The sequence below is a fragment of the Corynebacterium sp. HMSC061H03 genome (assembly GCF_001838215.1).
GTDB classification, from domain to species: Bacteria; Actinomycetota; Actinomycetes; order Mycobacteriales; family Mycobacteriaceae; genus Corynebacterium; species Corynebacterium jeikeium_D.
The window spans coordinates 24,258-41,962 of record NZ_KV836085.1 but is presented as its reverse complement, the minus strand read 5'-3'; the positions used below and the strand labels follow the sequence as shown (position 1 = coordinate 41,962).

Here is a 17,705-nt window from a genome sequence, read left to right as displayed (position 1 = left end):
CCCATGTCTGCCAACCTCATGTCTGCTAACGCCATAGTCTCGCTCCGCGATGCCTCATTCGGCTACACAGCGGTGCCCATCGTCAGGCACATCACCGCCAGTGTCGCGCCGGGCACTGGGCTCGCGCTAATCGGTGCTAACGGCTCCGGCAAAACCACCTTGCTGCGTGGAATTCTGGGTGGGACTCGTCTTCTCGCCGGTGAGATGCATAACCGTGCGAAGACTGTGTCCTACGTCCCGCAGTCGGCGGACCTCGATCGCACTTTTCCGGTAACGGCCTTCGACGTTGTCGCAATGGGCGTCCTGCACGAATTGCGCTCCTTCCAGCCGCTCGGCCACCGCAAAGAGCGCATCCGCGCAGCGCTGGCCAAAGTAGGGCTCGCCGACCGCGCCAGCGAACGCTTCGGCAACCTCTCCGGCGGCCAACAACAACGCGTCCTGTTAGCGCGCGCCATTGTCGCACGCCCGCAGCTCGTGCTTCTCGACGAGCCGTTCAACGGCCTCGACACCGAAAACCGGGCCGTGCTGTTGAACCTTCTCAACGAACTGAAAGAAAACGGCACAGCGATTATCGCTGCCACCCACGATCTCGTGCTAGCTGAAGAGACCTGCGAAAACACATTAATTGTGGCAGAACAGCCAGCCTTTGGTGCGACCTCGAAGTTGGTGCCAGCCTATGTGGACTGAGCTTGCGAATGCGCTTGGGGTTGCGCCTTTCATGTTCAGACCACTGGTGCTGCTGATTGCCCTCGGGGTGGTTTCCGGTCTGGTCGGTGTCATTGTGAACCTGCGTGGTCTTGAGTTCAACGCAGAAGCCATGGTGCATTCAATATTTCCCGGGATTGTGGCCGGTGCCGTATTCGGCGGCATCGACATGATTATCCCGGTGGCAGCCGCATTTGCGGTGGTAGTGGCAGTGGCGCTGACTTTGGTATCGCGCTCGCACATGTCGGAAGCTGGGGTTGCAGTTGTGCTGACCAGTTTCTTTTCCATCGGTGTGATTCTCTCGCTGAAGAAAGGCGACCAGTCAGGACAGCTGGAGGCGCTCATGTTTGGGCGACTATTGGAAGTCACCGACTCCCGTCTCACCAGCGCCCTGATTGTCTGCGCCATCGCTTTGGTTCTTATCGCAGTGACGTGGCGTCAGCAGGTGTTTGTCGCCTTTGACCGCTTCGGAGCCCAAGCCACCGGCATCAATGTGTGGGGCGTTGACCTCACCATCAATGCGGCAATCGCTGCGGTGGTGGTGTCGTCGGCAAGCGCAGTGGGCGTGCTGCTGGTGGTCGGCTACCTGGTCGTACCGGGAGCAGCGGCGAGACTGCTGACGCGCCGGGTGCATGTGATGGTGCCGATTGCGATTGCAGTGGGCTGTCTCAGCGGAATCGTTGGTTTGGCACTGGTGCCCTTGGGGCCGGTGTCGCCCCAGGCAGTCGTAGCGCTGACATCGGTGGGACTGTATTTCGTGGCACTGGGACTGCGCGCAGTGATGGGAGGCGACCGTGTCTAACATCCTGATTTTGCCAATTATCGAGCTGATACTGGTAGGCGCCCTGGCTGGCTTAGTGGGAGTACTCGCGGTGCTGGGCAGACAAGTGTTCTTCGCAGAAGCGATTACGCATGCGACTTTCCCCGGCGCGGTTGTGGGCGTTGTTATTGCGGCAGCGCTCGGCCTGAGTCACTCATGGATTTCGGTGTTCCTCTTTATCGGAGCGTTTCTGATGTGTATTCCGATCGGGGCTCTGTTCAGTCTGTCCAAGGTAGGAACGACGTCCTCAGCGGCGGGAATTGTGCTGACATTCGGGTTTGCGCTGGGCTACTTCCTGAACAAGTGGTTCGCTCCGTTGCCGGTGAAGGTGGAGAGTTTCCTGGTTGGCAGCGTACTCAATGTGAACAAGATTGATATTGCGCTGTCCGGCGGTCTCTTACTGCTGGTGGCGTTGGTGCTTTTGGCTCGGTGGCGTCAGCTGATTTACTTCACCTTTGACCCGGAATCTTTCGCTGTCGCTCATTCGAAGAGAAAAGCGCAGTTAGTCATCAGTGGGCTGATTGTGTTGACCCTGGTGGCGTTGATTCCAGCTGTGGGCACGATTCTATCCATCGCGCTGTTGGCCGCTCCGGCAGCTGCGCTTGTTGGGGTAGTGAACGATACCCGTTGGCTATTCGTGTTGGCACCATTGATGGGCATCGCGATTGGGCTGGTGGGCTTATTCATTGCGGTGGCGACGAATCTGTCTGTTGGTGGCTGCATTGGCGTTTGTGCCGGTTGTTTCTATGTCCCCCTCAAGATTGCGTCAACACGCAATAACGCTAAAGTCTAAAGAATGCACGTGGAGGATTTACCAGCAAAGACCCAGGACTACCTCAAGGTCATTTGGGATTTGCACGAGCGCACCGGTGAAAAAGTGGCACTTGGCGATGTCGCTGAGCGGATGGGTGAGAAGAAGCCCACCGCCAGCGAGGCTGTGAAGAAGCTGGCTGCACGTGGTCTTGTTATTCACGAGCCGTACCGGGGCATTAGCCTTTCAGATCGCGGGCGCGATATCGCGTTGGTGATGGTGCGACGCCACCGGCTTATTGAAAGCTTCTTGGTCTCGACTCTGGGATACACCTGGGATGAGGTTCACGAGGAAGCGGAAAAGCTTGAGCATGCGGTCTCGGAGGATTTCATTAGTCGTATTGATGCGATGCTGGGATTCCCTGAGCGCGATCCGCATGGTGATCCAATTCCCAGCGCAAGCGGTACCATCGCCAACGCGGTGCGCACCGACCTGACGGATATCGAAGTTGGCGAGATGGTTGTGGTCGATCGCATTAACGACTCCGACCCGGAATTGCTGCGCTACTTGGCGACATCTGGGGTTGGCCCGGGAACCGTGCTCCGCGCAGAAGCCGCACCATATTCGGGTATGCACGTCTTCGCCATCCTCGATGAGGTGGGCGATGCCCAACCAAAGAAAATTCATGTGGCAGACTCGGCTCTATGGGCAATCAAGGCGACTCCAACGACGAACTGACCAGAGCCGCAGCGCGCTCTTACTATAAGGTGTCGCGGAATCTCAGTGGGCCGACCAAAGTGCCGCCCGCACCGTCGGTTTCGTTCGACAGTGTTAAGAGTGCTCGTCGGCAGGCATATACCAGCGTCGAGAGCTTTGATGTGCCGTTGAATGCCATCGCTATCTCGTCCGCTGAGCAGCAGGAACACATGGCTGACATCGAAGGTCGCTTGAAGGCCTCGACCAAGGACATGCGAGCACTGCTTGACTACGAAGAGCAGCGCGTTGCGGTCACCAGCACTGTTAAAGAAGCAATCGTCTATACGCTGCTGGCCATACTCCTTCTGGCAGCGGCCATCGGACTTGGCTATGCCAGCCACCTGGGCGCCGATGCGATTCTCAATGCCGGGGCGGTGGTGATGCCGCGATGAGTAAAGGCTCAGGTTCCGACAACGGCTGTGCGATGGTCATTGTCGTCTTTTTCTTCTTCGGCCTGATTATTCAACTCTTCGGGGTCACGCTGTGGATTCTGCAATTTGTGTTGCCAGTTGCAGGCCTGATACTTGCGATTCTCATTGGATATCAGGCATGGGCCGGTGTGCGCCGCAGTGCTGAGGCCCACGAGCTCGCCGAGCGGAATCACGCCCAGCTGCAGCAGATCGCCATGGACACGGAGTACCAGCTCACCGCAATCCTCTCTGCTTGGGACAACGTGAACACCACAATGGGCGTTGGCACCATCTACAAGGATGTATTTGCCTCTGGAGAGGCTACGCCGGAGCTCATCGAGCTGCGCGGTGAGCTCTCTCGAGCTCGAAAGCTAAACAACCGACTGCGCGAGCAGCGCGAAACTATGACTAACCGGGAGCTGGTGGAAGCCATCTCTGATGCCGACGAGCTCTGGTGCTCGCTGACGAAGACGTATCAGAACGCTCGTCGCGAGCTGTAGTAACGCACTTGAATTAGTCGACGGTCATCACAACCTTGCCGTCAGCGTGTCCGTCTTCCAATACTCGGTGGACCTCCGCGACCTCGGTGAGGTTTTTAGCCAGGCCGATAGGAAGTGAAATCTCACCGGCAACCACGCGGTCGGCCAGGTCGGCATAAATAGTCGTGTCATTCGAAATAGCCGGGATGTGTGCCTCAATGCCGCGTTTCCTCGCCGGTGCCAGGTCGGCCAGTGAAGGCAGCGCCACAATCCGACCATCCGATGCCAACACATCCAGCGAGGGGAGGAAAGTGTCGAAGTACACGCCGTCAAGGACAACGTCCACGCCTTCGGGGAACTGTTGTCGCACAGCCTCGAATACATCTTCCGCTGTGTAATCAATGTGCTGCGCGCCAAAGTCCACTAGTTTTTCATGATGGCGTGACGACGCACTGGCCAACACAGTTGCGCCACGGGCGACTGCCAGCTGCGTCATCAGCTGGCCAACACCGCCACCGGCACCATGAATTAATACGGTGTCCCCGCTTTTTACCTTTGCAAGCTGCTCGACAGCCACGGTCGCCGTGATTCCCACTAGGGCAAGGCCCGCAGCGGTAACGTCGTCAAGCGAATCGGGCGTTCGGACCACACCGTCGGCGGGGAAGACGTTGTGCGTTGCGTAGGTGCCGCGGAAGTCGTCGAAGCCGCGCATCCCGAAGACACGGTCGCCGGGGGCGAAGCTGTCCACACCTTCGCCGACGGCAACGACTTCGCCAGCGGCTTCGCGTCCGAGCACCGCGGGAGGGGTGAACTTTGCGCACAGACCGGAAGAGCCATCGCGCATCTTGTAGTCCAGCGGGTTTGCGCCGATGGCTGTGGTTTTAACTAGGATTTCGCCGGGACCGGGCTCCGCAGGCTCGATAGGTGTCCTGGTGAAAATGTCAGCGGGGCCGAACTCCGTAATAGTCATTGCGTATGCGTTGCCTGAATTTGCTGCCATGTCCATCACTGTAGTCCTAGTAGCTAATTATCAACGGTCGGCAAGCGGGAGGGCAGCGGTGACGGCACCGAACGACTCGTTGAGGTAGGCGCTGAGGAGGTCGGCGGCGTGGTGTGGGGTGTCCTCGATGAGAACCTTGGCGATACTGATGTGGCGATCGGCGTATCGGGCATGGAGCTCGATGCTTTGGGGGTAGGAGAGAAAGCAAAGACGGAGTTGGGCCTGAATGGATTCGGCGGTTGCTAACAGGTCGGGAGACCCGGAAGCTCTGACGATGGCGAGGTGAAAGGCATTATTCCGTTCGGGAAGGTTCAATGATGACTGCGAACCACAAATAGAAAGAATCTCCTCGCCGAGGAGCTTTGCTTGGCTCTTGCTTAGCGACCGCAGTGTTCCGCATTCGGCGACATGGCGAAAAGCATACAGCTCGCGGATGCGTTCTTTGTCGAAGGAGGCGATAAAAACGCCGTGATGAGGGATATGAGTAAGAAGCCCCTCAGATTCCAGCTTCCGGTACGCCTGTCGGATGGTGTTGCGACTGACCTGCAGTCGCGCAGCAAGTTGGGTTTCACGGAGCTGCTCGCCGCTGTAGTGCTTTCCGGCGAGAATCTCTCGGCGCAGGACAGTTGCGGTGACATCCGCTACTGAAACGTCATGTTGTTTTTCCCCAGAGGACGTGTGGGTCTGATCGTCGAGGATGTTTCCGGGGGTAGTCATGTAATACAGACTACTAAATCACTTTTGTGTGGCGGCCATCACCAATTAACATACGAGACATTGTTCAACAATCTCGGTGCAGACGATCTTCAACGTAGGAATCCTTCAACGTGGGGATTGTCAGATTTGTAGGGAAAGGCCTGACGCTATGGACGCTTCAACATCTGCCCACAAGGCGCGTCGAACGGCACTCCTCGGTGCTGTATTCCTGATGGCGACCAGTGCTATCGGGCCGGGCTTCCTCACCCAGACCGCAACCTTTACGGCCAAGCTTGGCGCGGCTTTCGCCTTTGCCATTGTGATCTCGGTGCTTCTTGATATCGCGATTCAGCTCAACGTGTGGCGAGTAATCGCTGTCTCTGGACGCCGCGCGCAGGAGCTCGGCAACGCCGTGATTCCGGGGTTGGGCTGGCTTATGTCAATTCTCATTGTCATCGGTGGTGTGGTCTTCAATATTGGCAACGTCGGAGGTGCTGGACTTGGCGCGAACGCGATGTTGGGGGTGGACGCAAAGATCGGTGGCATTGTTACTGCAATCCTCGCCATTGGCTTCTTTCTCTCCCGGCGGGCGGGTATGGCGCTGGACAAGGCGCTCGTTGTGCTCGGTGTAGTGATGATTCTGGTCACTGGAATTGTGGCGTTCAGCTCTAATCCGCCAGTAGGGGAAGCGCTGAAAAACACGGTCATGCCCGACACGATTGACTTGCTGGCAATCATCACGCTGGTCGGAGGCACTGTTGGCGGTTACATTACTTACGCTGGCGCTCACCGCATGCTTGACGCTGGCGCCGGCGGTGTGGAGCACCTCGCGCAGACCACTCGCTCATCTGTTACGAGCATCATTGTCACGGCTATCATGCGTTTCCTACTTTTCCTAGCTGTCTTGGGAGTGGTCGCGGGTGGCGTGGTCCTCAATACGGATGGAAACCCCGCTGCAGAGGCATTCCAAGCTGCGGCAGGTGATTGGGGTATGCGATTCTTTGGCGTTGTCCTGTGGGCTGCGGGAATCTCGTCGATTGTGGGTGCCAGCTACACCTCGGCAACGTTTCTGACTCGTTCCTCGGGTGCTGGTGCCAAGACTCAAAACACGATCACCATTGTCCTAATTGCAATTTCCACGCTGCTGTTCGGTGTCATCGGTACGGCTCCAGCGACGCTGTTGGTTTTCGCCGGAGCCTTCAACGGTTTGGTTCTACCAATTGGCGTTACTGTGCTGATTTACATCGCGCTGTTCCGTGCGGACCTCATGAATGGCTACAAGTACCCGAAGTGGTTGGCGGCTATCGGAATCGTGGGTGTCGCAGTCGCTTGGTTCTTGGCGTGGCGCTCGTTCGGCGGCGTGTTTGAAATGCTCGGCTAATCGGCCGGTTATTCGTACAGCTCAGATGAGGACCAACATATCAACGGTACAAAAACCAGCATTACTACCTGGAAGGAGCGGCGACGTTTATGGGCGCCACTATCGATCTCAACTCTGATCTCGGGGAAGCTTTCGGCTCATGGAAGATGGGGGATGACATCGCTCTGCTGGACATTGTGACCAGTGCGAATGTTGCTTGCGGGTATCACGCGGGTGACGCTAGCGTCATGATGGAGACCTGTGAGGCAGCTACCGCGCGCGGAATTCGCATCGGCGCACACGTCGCCTACCGCGATCTCGCCGGATTCGGTCGACGTCGCATGGACTACTCACATCGAGAATTGCGAGCCGAAACCGTATACCAGATTGGTGCCCTATCGGCATGTGCACGGGCGGTGGGTACCGAAGTTTCCTACGTCAAACCCCACGGTGCCCTCTATAACCGCATCGCAGTGGACGAAAATCAGGCCACTGCAGTGGTGGAGGCGCTCCTGCTCGCTCGCTCCACCTGCGGAGATGGGCTTGCCATTATGGCGCAGCCGGGGTCGGTCATCGAACGGCTCAGCCTCGACGCGGACCTCCCTGTGATTCGGGAAGCTTTTGCTGACCGCGCATACAACTACGACGGAACGTTAGTTTCCCGAGCGCTCGCGGGCTCGGTCATTGCAGACCCCGATGCCGTCGTCAAACGCGTCATTGCAATGGCTAGTGGGGAACCAATCGCCGCTTACGACGGTTCACCGTTGACCGTACAGGCTAACTCTATTTGTTTGCACGGAGACACCCCTGGCGCGGTCGAACTCTCCCGTAGGATTCGCCAAGGGCTCGTCGACGCCGACGTCACCGTCGCTTCGCACGTATAGCGAGGACTCGCACACCGGACTTATCCACCGCAGTTTTTCGACCTCGCAAGAAAGAAAGGATCAGCACCGCCGTGGCCAAGATTCGCCCTATGGGAACAAACGCGCTGCTTATCGACTATTCATCATCGGCCAATCCGTTGGCGAAGGTACTTCGTGCACACTCTGCTGCAGCCGAGATCGAGGGACTTGTTGACAGGGTACCCGCAGCCCAAACGCTCCTACTTCGCTTTCGCGGTCCGGCTCGTCGATACCTCAGCGCAGTCGAAACCGCGCTGCAGGGCAACAATACGCAGAGGCACACCGTCGACAAGCGAAAGACAGTGACGATTCCCGTTCACTATGATGGCGCGGACCTTGAGTCTTTGGCACAAAGCCTTGGGACGAGCCCCCAAGCGTTAATTGATTGGCACTGCGAGCGCCCTTGGACGGCCGCGTTCGGTGGATTTGCGCCGGGCTTTTATTACATGGTGCGGGGGAGCGGTCAGGGATGGCCAGAGCCGCTTGATATTCCCCGCCTTGCGACGCCGCGCACCCGAGTTCCCAAGGGCTCTGTCGGACTTGCAGGCCAATTCGCAGGGGTGTATCCCATCGATTCGCCCGGTGGTTGGCAACTCTTGGGGCATACAGATGTGGAGATGTGGGACTTAAATCGGCCCAATCCGGCGCTGCTTGAGCCCGGGGTTGAGGTTCAATTTGAGGCGACTTCTACGGCGAGTGCGGCGTAGAAAAGGGTGCGGAAGAGATGAAGAATTCTATCGAGATTATTCGACCCGGTATTTTGACGACTATTCAGGATTGGGGCCGTGCTGGGCAAGGGAGCTTGGGGGTGAGTACCTCCGGTGCGTTCGACCGCGAGTCCGCGGCAGCTGCTAACCGGATGGTTGTCAACGATGAAAACCTCGCTGTGCTTGAATGCGTCGTCGGCGGGTTGGAGTTCCAAGTAGCGGAGGGAGCAATCATCTCCTTTGCAGGAGCCCACGGTGAGGTGACTGTCGAGCAGGATGGCAAGGTCATCAAGACCTCGATGAATAGCCGAATTGTGGTCGGGGCGAAGGCAATTGTGCGGCTTGGTACCTTCGATGCAGGTCTTCGCGGGTATGTCGCGATTCGAGGGGGCATCGATGTCGCGGAAGTGCTGGGGTCGCGGTCATACGATACGCTCGGCAAGCTCGGCCCAGCGCCTTTGCAGGCTGGTCAGGTTTTGCAGGTCGGCGACCCGGAGTATTCGACGGGGTCGTCAATCGCAATTTATCCCGCGCCTCATTGGTCGAGCGAGGCTGCGCGCCTAGATGTTGTTCCTGGTCCTCGGGCGGACTGGTTTACGTCGGAAAGCGTCAATGATTTCTTTCACGAGACATGGACCGTGACGCAAGAGGCCAACCGCGTCGGACTTCGGCTGAGTGGGACTACTCTTGAGCGCCAGGTCACCCATGAGTTGCCAAGCGAGGGAATGGTTCCCGGTGCGATACAAGTGCCCGCATCGGGGCAGCCGATTATTTTCGGTCCTGATCATCCGGCGACGGGGGGATATCCGGTCATTGGTGTGCTGACGGAGCCGTCATTGTCGAGAGCCGGGCAATTGGTGCCCGGCGCGAAGGTAAAATTCCGCCGGGTGCGGGCGGCATAGGTCTGCGGCGTCATCCTGCGCTATGGTGCGCCAAAACGTCTGCCAGCTGTCAGAGTCGCACAGCACTCCGCAGTAAAATCAGGCACCATGATTGAGCGAGCTTCTTTTTCCGACCTCAGCGCGACCGATGCGTATGCCATCTCGGCGCTGCGTACCGACGTGTTCTATCTTGAGCAGTCCTGTGAGGAGCCGGAAATGGATTGGCGCGACCTGGAAGATACCGCAGAGCACTATTTCATCCGCGACGACAATGACTCCCGCAAGATTATTGCGTACTTGCGTGTAATTGACACGCTCGATGAGTACTCGTCGAGCTACCCGCGCACCATCGGCCGAGTTGTCGTCGATGCTGCGAGCCGGGGTAGGGGGTTGTCCTCGAAACTGCTGCAGCAGGTCATCGCTGACCACCCGGATACGGGGCTAATTCTGCATGCCCAGACGCAGGCGAAAGGTGTGTACGAAAAAGCCGGCTTCCATGAGGTCGGGGAGACCTTCATGGAAGCCGGCATTGAGCACATCACCATGGTTCGTGATGCAGCCCGTGGCGAAGCCTAGGAATTAATCGCCTAGACTCCGGTTTGTACGGCGTTGCTTACTTTCGGGTTTAAGCGTTGACCTTCGAATCCGCCAGGATGCGATTCAGGGAGTCGATGCTGGCCTTCGCATCGCCGATAAGCATGTCGGTGTTTTCGTTGAAGAACAGCGGGTTCTGCACGCCCGAGTAGCCCGAACCCATCGACCGCTTGAGAACAATCACACGCTCAGATTCCCACACCTTCAGCACCGGCATACCCGCAATCGGGGAGCCCGGCTGCTCTGCCATCGGGTTGACGGTGTCATTTGCGCCGATGACCAGGGTGACATCCACATCAGCGAAGTCATCGTTGACCTCGTCCAGCTCTAGCACGATGTCGTAGGGAACCTTGGCCTCTGCCAACAGCACGTTCATGTGACCTGGCAGGCGGCCAGCGACTGGGTGGATACCGAAGACCACTTCCTTACCGTCGGCACGCAAATTGCGTACCAGATCGGCGACGGCGTACTGAGCCTGTGCCACAGCCATACCGTAGCCCGGAGCGATGAGGATCTTGTCCGCGTTGCGCAGGATTTCTGCAGTGTCCTCGTGGTTGACCTCAGTGTGGGAGCCTTCCACAGCGCTTGCCGACGTAGCTTCGGAGCCAAAGCCACCCAGAATAACGTTGGCAAAGGAGCGGTTCATGGCCTCACACATGATGTACGACAGGTAGGCGCCGGAGGAACCAACCAGCGCACCAGTGATGATGAGCAGCGGGTTGCCAAGCATGAGACCGGTGAAAGCAGCGGCCCACCCGGAGTACGAGTTCATGATGGACACGACAACCGGCATATCGCCGCCACCGATGGCGATGACCAGGTGCCAGCCCAAGAACAGGCCCAAAGCAGTGACTGCAACCATGCATGCCCATGCGATGGCGCCGCCCTCGGTGCCGGTTGCGATGAAGACAGCCAGGAGAACCAGAGTGACCACCAGAATGGCAATGTTCAGAGCGTTGCGGCCCGGCAGCAGTAGCGGCGAGCCCTTGATCTTCTCAGACAGCTTCAGGCCTGCGACGATGGAGCCAGTGAAAGTCACGGCGCCGATGAAGACGCCAATGTAAACCTCGCCGAAGTGGAACTTCAGGGCATCGGGGGCGACATCTTCGGCGAAGATGTAGGAGTTGAAGCCGATGAAGATAGCGCCGAGTCCAACCAGACCGTTGAACAGTGCAATCAGCTGCGGCATACCAGTCATGGCAACGCTGCGTGCGCGACTGATACCGATGACACCACCGATGCCGATAGCGACAGCGATGAGAATCAGGGTAATCAGCGGGGAGAAGTGAGAATCCGGCTTGGTGTCAGCGGTAACGAGTGCCTGGAAGATGGCGATGACAACGGCGACGGCCATGCCGGCAATACCGAAGGCGTTTCCGCGGCGAGCGGTCTCCGGCTTGGACAGGCCCGAGAGTGCAGCGAGGAACAGGACGGCGGCGACAATGTAGCCGACGTTGGACAGGCGGTAGGTCCAGTCCAGAAGCGAAGCAGTATCAATGCTAGCCATTAGACTTTATGCCTCCTCTTTCACGAACATGCCAAGCATGCGGTCGGTGACGGCGAAACCGCCGAAGATATTGATGGAGCTGACTACGATGGCCGCGAACGCGAGACCGGAAACTAACAGGTTGGAGCTTCCCACCTGGAGAATCGCACCCACCAGAACAATGCCGGAAATCGCGTTGGTCTCAGACATCAGCGGTGTGTGCAGGCGCGGCGTGACCGCGGAGATCACGTAGAAGCCAAGCACGATAACCAAGGTGAGAACCATGAAGTTGGCGCTCACGCTGTGCGGCGCGCTGAGCATAACCACAATTGCCAGCAGTGCCGTCAGACCCAGAGCAATCTTCGAGCCCAGGCCCGATCCCATGAAAGAAACCTTCTCCGGCGCATTCTCTTCTAATGCAGCCTGCTGAGCCTGCTGTTCCTGCAGCGGGGCAGCAGGGGTGACAGCGACCTTGATTGGCGGTGGTGGCCAGAGAATCTCAGCTCCGGTAGCGCCGGCACCATTGTGTGGGCGAGCCTTTGTCACCGTGATGCCACGGATAATCTCGTCCTCGAGATTGAGAACTGGAGAGCCATCCTTTTCTGGCGTAATCAGCTTGAACAGGTTGAAAATGTTCTGGCCGTACAGCGACGATGCCTGTGCGGGCAGACGTCCTGCAAGGTCGGTGTAACCGATGATGGTCACCCCGTTGTCAGTGACAATAGTCTTGCCTGGAACGGTCACCTCGCAGTTACCGCCACCGGCGGCAGCCATGTCGACGATGACGCTGCCTGGCTTCATAGCTGCAACATCGGCAGCAGTCAGCAGCAGCGGAGAGCGACGGCCCGGGATATTCGCGGTGGTGATGACAATGTCAGCTTGCGCGGACTGCTCGGAGTAGAGCTTCGCGGCAGCGGCGGCCTGATCATTGGTCATTTCCTTGGCATAGCCATCTTCGGACTTCTCAGTGGCGGCCGGAATCGGGATGAACTCTGCACCCATCGATTCCACCTGTTCACCGGCTTCAGGGCGCAGGTCTGTTGCCTTGACAATCGCGCCCATCGAATTAGCCGTACCAATTGCCGCAAGTCCGCCGACACCAGCGCCGATGACGTAAACGGTAGCTGGTGGCATCTTGCCTGCGGCAGTCACCTGACCAGTGAAAAGGCGACCATATGCAGAAGCCGCTTCGACTACTGCGCGGTAGCCGCCGATGTTGGCCATCGACGACAGCACGTCCATCGACTGTGCCCGGGAGATGCGGGGAACTGCGTCCATAGCAAGGGCAGTGATGTTGCGGTGCGCGAGCTCTTCGACCAGCTCTTCGTTACGGCCTGGCGCAAGTCGGCTGACCAGCATGGCGCCGTCGTTAAGCAGTGCGCGGAACTGCTCCGGCGGAGTGTCGAGCGTTACGACGATATCGCTGTGCCAGACAGACTCGTCGACAATGGCGGCACCTGCGGATTCGTAGTCCGCGTCGGTGAACTTTGCAGCCAGGCCGGCGTCAGCCTGCACGGCGACGTCGTAGCCAAGCTTGACGAGTTTGCCGACGGTCTCCGGGGTCGCAGCCACAATTGTTTGCTGGGGATCGGGTTCTAAAGGGATGCCGATTCTCATTGTGGGAGTTCTTTTCTGTTCGGGGGTTTTTGTTAAGGGCCATGCACACTCGGTTGTCGGTTAACAGTGAGCGTGGGCGTGACCGCTTTCTCCTTGGTGTCAATAAGGTATGCGCTGGCGGGGAAGCAGCGTAGGCGTTTGTGGAAAAAGGTAATAAAAATATGTGGGTAACGGTGGTGAGGTGGGTTTTTCTGAGTTTGTGCACTCTTAGAAAGGGGGTAGAAAATGGGGGTAAGAGTGCGAATTTTGGGTGAGAGTGAACATTTGTAGCGTTCTGAATGATTGTTTGAGGGGTGAAGTACGGGGGAGGGTATTTCTGTCTTTACGTACGTCGTTACGCATTGGGTAGATTTGTATTCCAAGGTTTTTGGCAAGAGTTAAGGAAAACGATGATTGGTTCACTAAGTGCCGCCGGAAAGGCCGTGTCGGCATCCCTCCGAGGGCAGGGGCGTACGTTCTCGAAGGTGGTTGCTGTCTCGCTAGCAGCTGGTGTAGTTCTCGGCGGACAGGTGCCAGCGCAGGCGGCACCGCGCATTGGTCAGCTACCGGACATCACTGCACGCGAAAGCACTATTGACTACCAGAACTCGGAAACCGTGGACAAAATTGGCGGTGGTCTGGTGGATGTCATGGGTGGCGTGAACCGTGTCATTTCCGGTGGCGAAAGTGGCCATATCACCGAGCCGTTCGACCCAGAGGCGGGGCAGCTGCGCAAGGAGTTCGGAGCGATGGGCTCCCATCCAGTTGCCGCAACCCGCGAAGCAATGCCATGTGATGGTGTCGTCTACACCATCTATAACCGCGTACTGCGGGACCTCCACGGTCTCCACGGCACCACCGGCTGCTATGACGTATTGCCTGAATCGGCCAACGCCTCCCCAGTTGGCGCACAGCTTATCTACCCGGCGGATATTGACTCGATGGAGTCTGCGCCACTGATGGTTCTCAGCCCTGGCATTGGTACTGAGCCGGGTATGTACGACGCGCAAGCGCGACTCTATGCAAGCCACGGATACGTCGTGGCTCTTGGCTACAACTTCACCAACTGGTTCGCGCCACAGATGGTGCTGGCAGCTTCAGTTGCCGCAGCGGCCAATGAGGACGAGTCCACACCACTTGCAGGCAAGATCGATTTCTCCCGCACGATGCTGGTCGGGCACTCTGCGGGTGGTGGCTCCGCAATCTTCCTGAACAACAGGATGGATAAAGCCTTCCAGGCTGCGGGTATCGATATGGTCACCCGCGGTCTGGTTGCCATCAACCCAGGGCCTTCCGACGCTGGACTAATCTCCACACCGCCGGAGATTCCAAGCCTGGTGGCCATTGCGGAGCACGAGGACATCGTTCCTTTTGATGCGGATCGACGTGGTTACCGCGATGCTGTAGGGCCCGCCTGGGAAGCGGTAGTCACCGGTTCCTACCACGGCACCTACCTGGATGATCCGTCCAAGAATGTGCTTGGCTCGCTGGTGCTGTCCTTTAGTGAGTATGTGCTCGGCGGAACGAGTCGAGCAAAGGCCGTCTATGAGGGTGCTAACTACGGCCTGGCTACTGACTCCGAGCTCAAGGACGTTCAGCGCAAGGGCGTTTAGAGCTGGCTACTCCATCGACTCTGGAATCAGCTTTGCCGCGGCCTCGGCGATTGCCTTACGCTGTGCTTTCGTGAGCTGATTGCCGTTGAGGTAGTCGTTGGCCCAGAGTCCATCGGAAATCATTTGGACAACGTAGGCCATGCAGGCCTCCTCATCGGTGGCAATCTGTTCTACCGGCGGATTCCACCGGCGCAAAAGGCGCGTCCAGATCTCGCGCAGCTCCGGGTCGGCGGCAGAGTCGATGGACATGAGTAGCTCGGCCCTCGTTGCCGTATCCAGTGAGACCTGGAGGTTTGCGCGTAGGCGGTTGGCGGGGGATACCTCCTCTGCGGGCCCACCCGCGGCTTCGATAAGCTCCTCTTCCCATAACTGCGCCATGTGCTCATGGACGCTGCGAATCATGTCTTCGCGGGAGGGGAAGTGGTAAATCAACCCTGATTTACTCATTCCGCATTGAGTTGTGACATTTTCGTAGGTGACCTCGGAAAAGCCACTTGTCTCGATAATCTCAACGATTGTGTCGAGAATGGCAGTGCGCTTACTCGTGCGCATATTCAGTCTCCTTCGGGTTGCCGCGAAACGCCACCGCAGTCGCAATCGCTGCAATGACAGCAACGACAGCCAGGATAATCAAAATGGCCAGGTAGGAACTGTCGAGGCCGGCGCGGGCGCCGTCGTTAAGCGCTGGCGTGTGAAGTGCATCGGTGAGTGAGATGCTGGCGTCGACAGGCGTGAACAAGGCGTAGAACATTGGTAGGAGGCTGCCTGTGATTGCGACGGTGATTAGTGTGCCAAATTCGTAGGACACGGATTCCATCGCCGCCGCCATACCGGCCTTTGACCTCGGGGCTGAGCCGATAATCGCGGTCGACGACACCGACATCACAGAACCTGCGCCCGCGCCGAGCAGTATCAATCCTGCGATCATGAGCGGGAAATTGCCCGAGGAAACACCGTAGTACATGCCTGCCAGGCCGATGGCGTTGAGGAGGAATCCGCCGGTGATGAGTGTGCGGAAACCCACTCGATGCAGCACCATGCCGCCGATGACACCAACTGGCAAGGACGCCAGTGCCGCGGTGGCAACTAGCAAGCCCGCGTCGAGTGGTGTGTATCCGACGGAAATCTGGAAGCGCTGCGTCGTCATTAATTCGGCGCCTGCCAGGACAAACATGGCAAGCGCGGCTGCCAGCACGCCACCGGAAAACATCCGCGAACGGAAGACGGAGAAGTCGATGAGGGGTTCAGTGAGACGTGCCTGACGACGCTGAAACAGTACCGCGCCCACTAGCCCGCAGGCGATAGCTGCGACGATGACGGTGGAGGAGCGATGACCAGCGAGTTCCTTAATGAGCGAAACCAGGCCCAGCATGGCCAGCATCGCGTAGAGGCTGGTGAGGAAATCCCAGCGCTTGGCTGGGTTGGGCTGATTCGGCGGAGCAAAAATCAGCGTGCCAATGATTGCGAAAATTACTACAGGGATGTTGATAAGGAAGATTGAGCCCCACCAGAAGTGCTCCAATAGGAAACCGCCAACGACGGGGCCAGCGGCGGCACCCAGTGTTGCCGTGGCAGACCAAATGCCAATAGCTGTGGCAAGTTCACGAGGGTGGCGGAAGGTCTCACGTAGCAGTGCGAGGGTCGCCGGCATCATGGTCGCGGCGCCCAGTCCTAGACAGCCGCGGGCGATGACCAGCGCCCAGGCGTGCGGCGCAAAGGCCGCGGCCAGGGATGAGAAGCCAAAAATTGTCAGGCCCACAAGAAACATCTTGCGGTGACCGATGCGGTCGCCCAGGGTGCCTGTGCCGAGGAGGAGTGCGGAGACTACCAGTGGGTAGGCGTTGATGATCCACAGGCCCTCCAACTCGGTTGTGTGGAGCTGCTCGCGCAGAACCGGCAGAGCAGTGTAGAGCACCGAGTTATCTATGCCGATGAGTAGTAGGCCGGCGCTGATGATAGCGAGGAAGATCCACCTGTGGGTGACTGAAGTGGGCGGATTAGCCCTCGTGGAAGCGGCGTGGTCGGTACCTGTCATTCCAGTAACTGTAACGAACGTTCGGTTTAGTTACAACTTCTGAAGAGTGCCGATTTAGGTTTAAAACTTCAAGAAAAGTAAGCCAATCCCGCACAAGGAGCCGGTGAAAAAGTGTCTAAGTTGCAGGCGTTGTTGAGGTGCGAATTCACGGACGCCGTTCGATCCGTTACCGTGATGGTGTCCCCCTCACGGGGCGCGGCCACCAGGCCCGGTATGGCTTATCTGCGTGAACATTTCCATAATCCGGGGGTGTTGCCACCGGACACCGGGGACAACCGCTGACAGCTAATAGGGACACGGACCAAACAGAGGTCTCGTCGTAACGTGGGTGCCTGCAACGGATGTCCAAGACACCTGTGACCAGCCGCAACAGAAGGGCACCATCATGGAACCGTCCACAACACCCGACATCATCATCGGCCTCGACGTCGGCAAAACCGACCACCATGCCTGCGCGCTGACCAACACCGGCGAGAGAATTTACGACAAGCCGCTGCCCCAAGACGAAGCCGCACGGCGCGAAATCTTCGCGTCCATGCAGGCCCACGGCAGCGTTGTCATGGTTGTCGATCAACCCAACACGATCGGCACCCTGCCCATCGCCGTGGCCCGCGACTGCGGTTGCACGGTCGGATACCTCCCCGACCTAGCCATACGACAAGCAGCCGATTTCTACCCTGGACGATCAAAAACTGACCGCCGGGATGCATTCATCATCGCCGACACCGCCCGCACCATGCCGCACACACTGCGGACAGTCGACCGCGACGACGAGATACTAGCAGCGCTGAAGACGCTCGCCGGATTCCACGACGACATCACCAAAGACGCCACCCGAACGAAAAACAGCCTTCGCAGCGTGCTCACACAGATTCACCCCGCACTCGAGCGCGTCTTTGCAGGCGAGATTCTCT

19 protein-coding genes are annotated in these 17,705 nt (G+C 58.2%); 13 read left to right on the top strand and 6 right to left on the bottom strand.

Annotated elements, in window-relative coordinates; all coding sequences use genetic code 11:
• Positions 1-3 precede the first annotated feature (3 nt).
• Genes HMPREF2787_RS09320 through HMPREF2787_RS09295 form a run of 6 tightly spaced genes read left to right on the top strand, consistent with a single transcriptional unit; the run spans position 4 to position 3,942 of the window.
• Positions 4-687: a metal ABC transporter ATP-binding protein gene (locus tag HMPREF2787_RS09320; protein ID WP_070859088.1), complete on the top strand. Its 684-nt coding sequence runs from the start codon at positions 4-6 to the stop codon at positions 685-687.
• Positions 677-1,507 carry a metal ABC transporter permease gene (locus HMPREF2787_RS09315; RefSeq protein WP_070859087.1) on the top strand — a complete coding sequence of 277 codons (831 nt, stop codon included), beginning with the start codon at positions 677-679 and terminating at the stop codon, positions 1,505-1,507. The genes HMPREF2787_RS09320 and HMPREF2787_RS09315 overlap by 11 nt, the downstream gene beginning before the upstream one ends.
• Positions 1,500-2,318 (top strand): metal ABC transporter permease, encoded by an 819-nt coding sequence (locus tag HMPREF2787_RS09310; RefSeq protein ID WP_070859086.1) that lies wholly within the window; start codon positions 1,500-1,502, stop codon positions 2,316-2,318. Before HMPREF2787_RS09315 ends, HMPREF2787_RS09310 begins: the two co-directional genes overlap by 8 nt.
• Positions 2,319-2,321: 3 nt before the next feature.
• Positions 2,322-3,014: a metal-dependent transcriptional regulator gene (locus HMPREF2787_RS09305; RefSeq protein WP_070859085.1), complete on the top strand. Its 693-nt coding sequence runs from the start codon at positions 2,322-2,324 to the stop codon at positions 3,012-3,014.
• A complete protein-coding gene (locus tag HMPREF2787_RS09300; protein ID WP_070859084.1) occupies positions 2,981-3,424 on the top strand; it encodes a hypothetical protein in 444 nt (147 codons plus the stop codon). The genes HMPREF2787_RS09305 and HMPREF2787_RS09300 overlap by 34 nt, the downstream gene beginning before the upstream one ends.
• Positions 3,421-3,942: a hypothetical protein gene (locus tag HMPREF2787_RS09295; protein ID WP_070859083.1), complete on the top strand. Its 522-nt coding sequence runs from the start codon at positions 3,421-3,423 to the stop codon at positions 3,940-3,942. Before HMPREF2787_RS09300 ends, HMPREF2787_RS09295 begins: the two co-directional genes overlap by 4 nt.
• 13 nt (positions 3,943-3,955) lie before the next feature.
• Here HMPREF2787_RS09295 and HMPREF2787_RS09290 read toward each other — a convergent pair whose 3' ends face one another.
• Complete coding sequence (locus HMPREF2787_RS09290; RefSeq protein WP_246824281.1) at positions 3,956-4,921, bottom strand: quinone oxidoreductase family protein; 966 nt, start codon at positions 4,919-4,921, stop codon at positions 3,956-3,958.
• 30 nt (positions 4,922-4,951) lie between these two features.
• Positions 4,952-5,638 carry a GntR family transcriptional regulator gene (locus HMPREF2787_RS09285; RefSeq protein WP_070833926.1) on the bottom strand — a complete coding sequence of 229 codons (687 nt, stop codon included), beginning with the start codon at positions 5,636-5,638 and terminating at the stop codon, positions 4,952-4,954.
• Positions 5,639-5,786: 148 nt separating this feature from the next.
• On the opposite strand from HMPREF2787_RS09285, the gene HMPREF2787_RS09280 reads away from it, so the two are divergent.
• The 5 genes from HMPREF2787_RS09280 (at position 5,787) to HMPREF2787_RS09260 (ending at position 10,043) form a co-directional block, all read left to right on the top strand.
• A complete protein-coding gene (locus HMPREF2787_RS09280; RefSeq protein ID WP_070859081.1) occupies positions 5,787-6,998 on the top strand; it encodes an NRAMP family divalent metal transporter in 1,212 nt (403 codons plus the stop codon).
• 89 nt (positions 6,999-7,087) lie between these two features.
• A complete protein-coding gene (locus HMPREF2787_RS09275) occupies positions 7,088-7,861 on the top strand; it encodes a LamB/YcsF family protein (RefSeq protein ID WP_070859080.1) in 774 nt (257 codons plus the stop codon).
• A 71-nt stretch (positions 7,862-7,932) separates the two neighbouring features.
• Positions 7,933-8,586: a 5-oxoprolinase subunit B family protein gene (locus HMPREF2787_RS09270; protein WP_141763284.1), complete on the top strand. Its 654-nt coding sequence runs from the start codon at positions 7,933-7,935 to the stop codon at positions 8,584-8,586.
• 17 nt (positions 8,587-8,603) lie between these two features.
• The gene (locus HMPREF2787_RS09265) at positions 8,604-9,488 is read left to right on the top strand and encodes a 5-oxoprolinase subunit C family protein (protein ID WP_070857056.1); all 885 of its coding nucleotides are present in this window, start codon (positions 8,604-8,606) and stop codon (positions 9,486-9,488) included.
• Positions 9,489-9,575: 87 nt separating this feature from the next.
• A complete protein-coding gene (locus HMPREF2787_RS09260; protein ID WP_070607808.1) occupies positions 9,576-10,043 on the top strand; it encodes a GNAT family N-acetyltransferase in 468 nt (155 codons plus the stop codon).
• 49 nt (positions 10,044-10,092) lie between these two features.
• Here HMPREF2787_RS09260 and HMPREF2787_RS09255 read toward each other — a convergent pair whose 3' ends face one another.
• On the bottom strand, positions 10,093-11,568 hold the full coding sequence (locus tag HMPREF2787_RS09255; protein WP_070859079.1) for an NAD(P)(+) transhydrogenase (Re/Si-specific) subunit beta: 1,476 nt from the start codon (positions 11,566-11,568) through the stop codon (positions 10,093-10,095).
• 6 nt (positions 11,569-11,574) lie between these two features.
• Entirely contained in the window at positions 11,575-13,164 is a 1,590-nt protein-coding gene (locus HMPREF2787_RS09250; protein ID WP_070859078.1) for a Re/Si-specific NAD(P)(+) transhydrogenase subunit alpha, read from the bottom strand.
• Between the two features lie 389 nt (positions 13,165-13,553).
• Between HMPREF2787_RS09250 and HMPREF2787_RS09245 the strand changes: the two genes are divergently transcribed.
• Entirely contained in the window at positions 13,554-14,756 is a 1,203-nt protein-coding gene (locus tag HMPREF2787_RS09245; RefSeq protein ID WP_070859077.1) for an alpha/beta hydrolase, read from the top strand.
• A 6-nt stretch (positions 14,757-14,762) separates the two neighbouring features.
• Here the strand turns inward: HMPREF2787_RS09245 and HMPREF2787_RS09240 are convergent, their stop codons facing one another.
• Complete coding sequence (locus HMPREF2787_RS09240; RefSeq protein ID WP_070859076.1) at positions 14,763-15,308, bottom strand: TetR/AcrR family transcriptional regulator; 546 nt, start codon at positions 15,306-15,308, stop codon at positions 14,763-14,765.
• Entirely contained in the window at positions 15,295-16,791 is a 1,497-nt protein-coding gene (locus tag HMPREF2787_RS09235) for an MFS transporter (RefSeq protein WP_070859075.1), read from the bottom strand. The genes HMPREF2787_RS09240 and HMPREF2787_RS09235 overlap by 14 nt, the downstream gene beginning before the upstream one ends.
• 385 nt (positions 16,792-17,176) lie before the next feature.
• Here HMPREF2787_RS09235 and HMPREF2787_RS09230 point away from each other — a divergent pair.
• On the top strand, positions 17,177-17,705 hold a 529-nt coding region (locus HMPREF2787_RS09230), incomplete at its 3' end, for an IS110 family transposase (protein WP_141763286.1).

Coding starts and splice junctions, on each gene's coding strand:
- HMPREF2787_RS09265 (WP_070857056.1), top strand. CDS start 8,604: ATGAAGAATTCTATCGAGATTATTCGACCCGGTATTTTGACGACTATT.
- HMPREF2787_RS09285 (WP_070833926.1), bottom strand. CDS start 5,638: ATGACTACCCCCGGAAACATCCTCGACGATCAGACCCACACGTCCTCT.
- HMPREF2787_RS09240 (WP_070859076.1), bottom strand. CDS start 15,308: ATGCGCACGAGTAAGCGCACTGCCATTCTCGACACAATCGTTGAGATT.
- HMPREF2787_RS09280 (WP_070859081.1), top strand. CDS start 5,787: ATGGACGCTTCAACATCTGCCCACAAGGCGCGTCGAACGGCACTCCTC.
- HMPREF2787_RS09250 (WP_070859078.1), bottom strand. CDS start 13,164: ATGAGAATCGGCATCCCTTTAGAACCCGATCCCCAGCAAACAATTGTG.
- HMPREF2787_RS09320 (WP_070859088.1), top strand. CDS start 4: ATGTCTGCCAACCTCATGTCTGCTAACGCCATAGTCTCGCTCCGCGAT.
- HMPREF2787_RS09315 (WP_070859087.1), top strand. CDS start 677: ATGTGGACTGAGCTTGCGAATGCGCTTGGGGTTGCGCCTTTCATGTTC.
- HMPREF2787_RS09255 (WP_070859079.1), bottom strand. CDS start 11,568: ATGGCTAGCATTGATACTGCTTCGCTTCTGGACTGGACCTACCGCCTG.
- HMPREF2787_RS09260 (WP_070607808.1), top strand. CDS start 9,576: ATGATTGAGCGAGCTTCTTTTTCCGACCTCAGCGCGACCGATGCGTAT.
- HMPREF2787_RS09305 (WP_070859085.1), top strand. CDS start 2,322: ATGCACGTGGAGGATTTACCAGCAAAGACCCAGGACTACCTCAAGGTC.
- HMPREF2787_RS09300 (WP_070859084.1), top strand. CDS start 2,981: ATGGGCAATCAAGGCGACTCCAACGACGAACTGACCAGAGCCGCAGCG.
- HMPREF2787_RS09295 (WP_070859083.1), top strand. CDS start 3,421: ATGAGTAAAGGCTCAGGTTCCGACAACGGCTGTGCGATGGTCATTGTC.
- HMPREF2787_RS09235 (WP_070859075.1), bottom strand. CDS start 16,791: ATGACAGGTACCGACCACGCCGCTTCCACGAGGGCTAATCCGCCCACT.
- HMPREF2787_RS09275 (WP_070859080.1), top strand. CDS start 7,088: ATGGGCGCCACTATCGATCTCAACTCTGATCTCGGGGAAGCTTTCGGC.
- HMPREF2787_RS09245 (WP_070859077.1), top strand. CDS start 13,554: ATGATTGGTTCACTAAGTGCCGCCGGAAAGGCCGTGTCGGCATCCCTC.
- HMPREF2787_RS09290 (WP_246824281.1), bottom strand. CDS start 4,921: ATGGCAGCAAATTCAGGCAACGCATACGCAATGACTATTACGGAGTTC.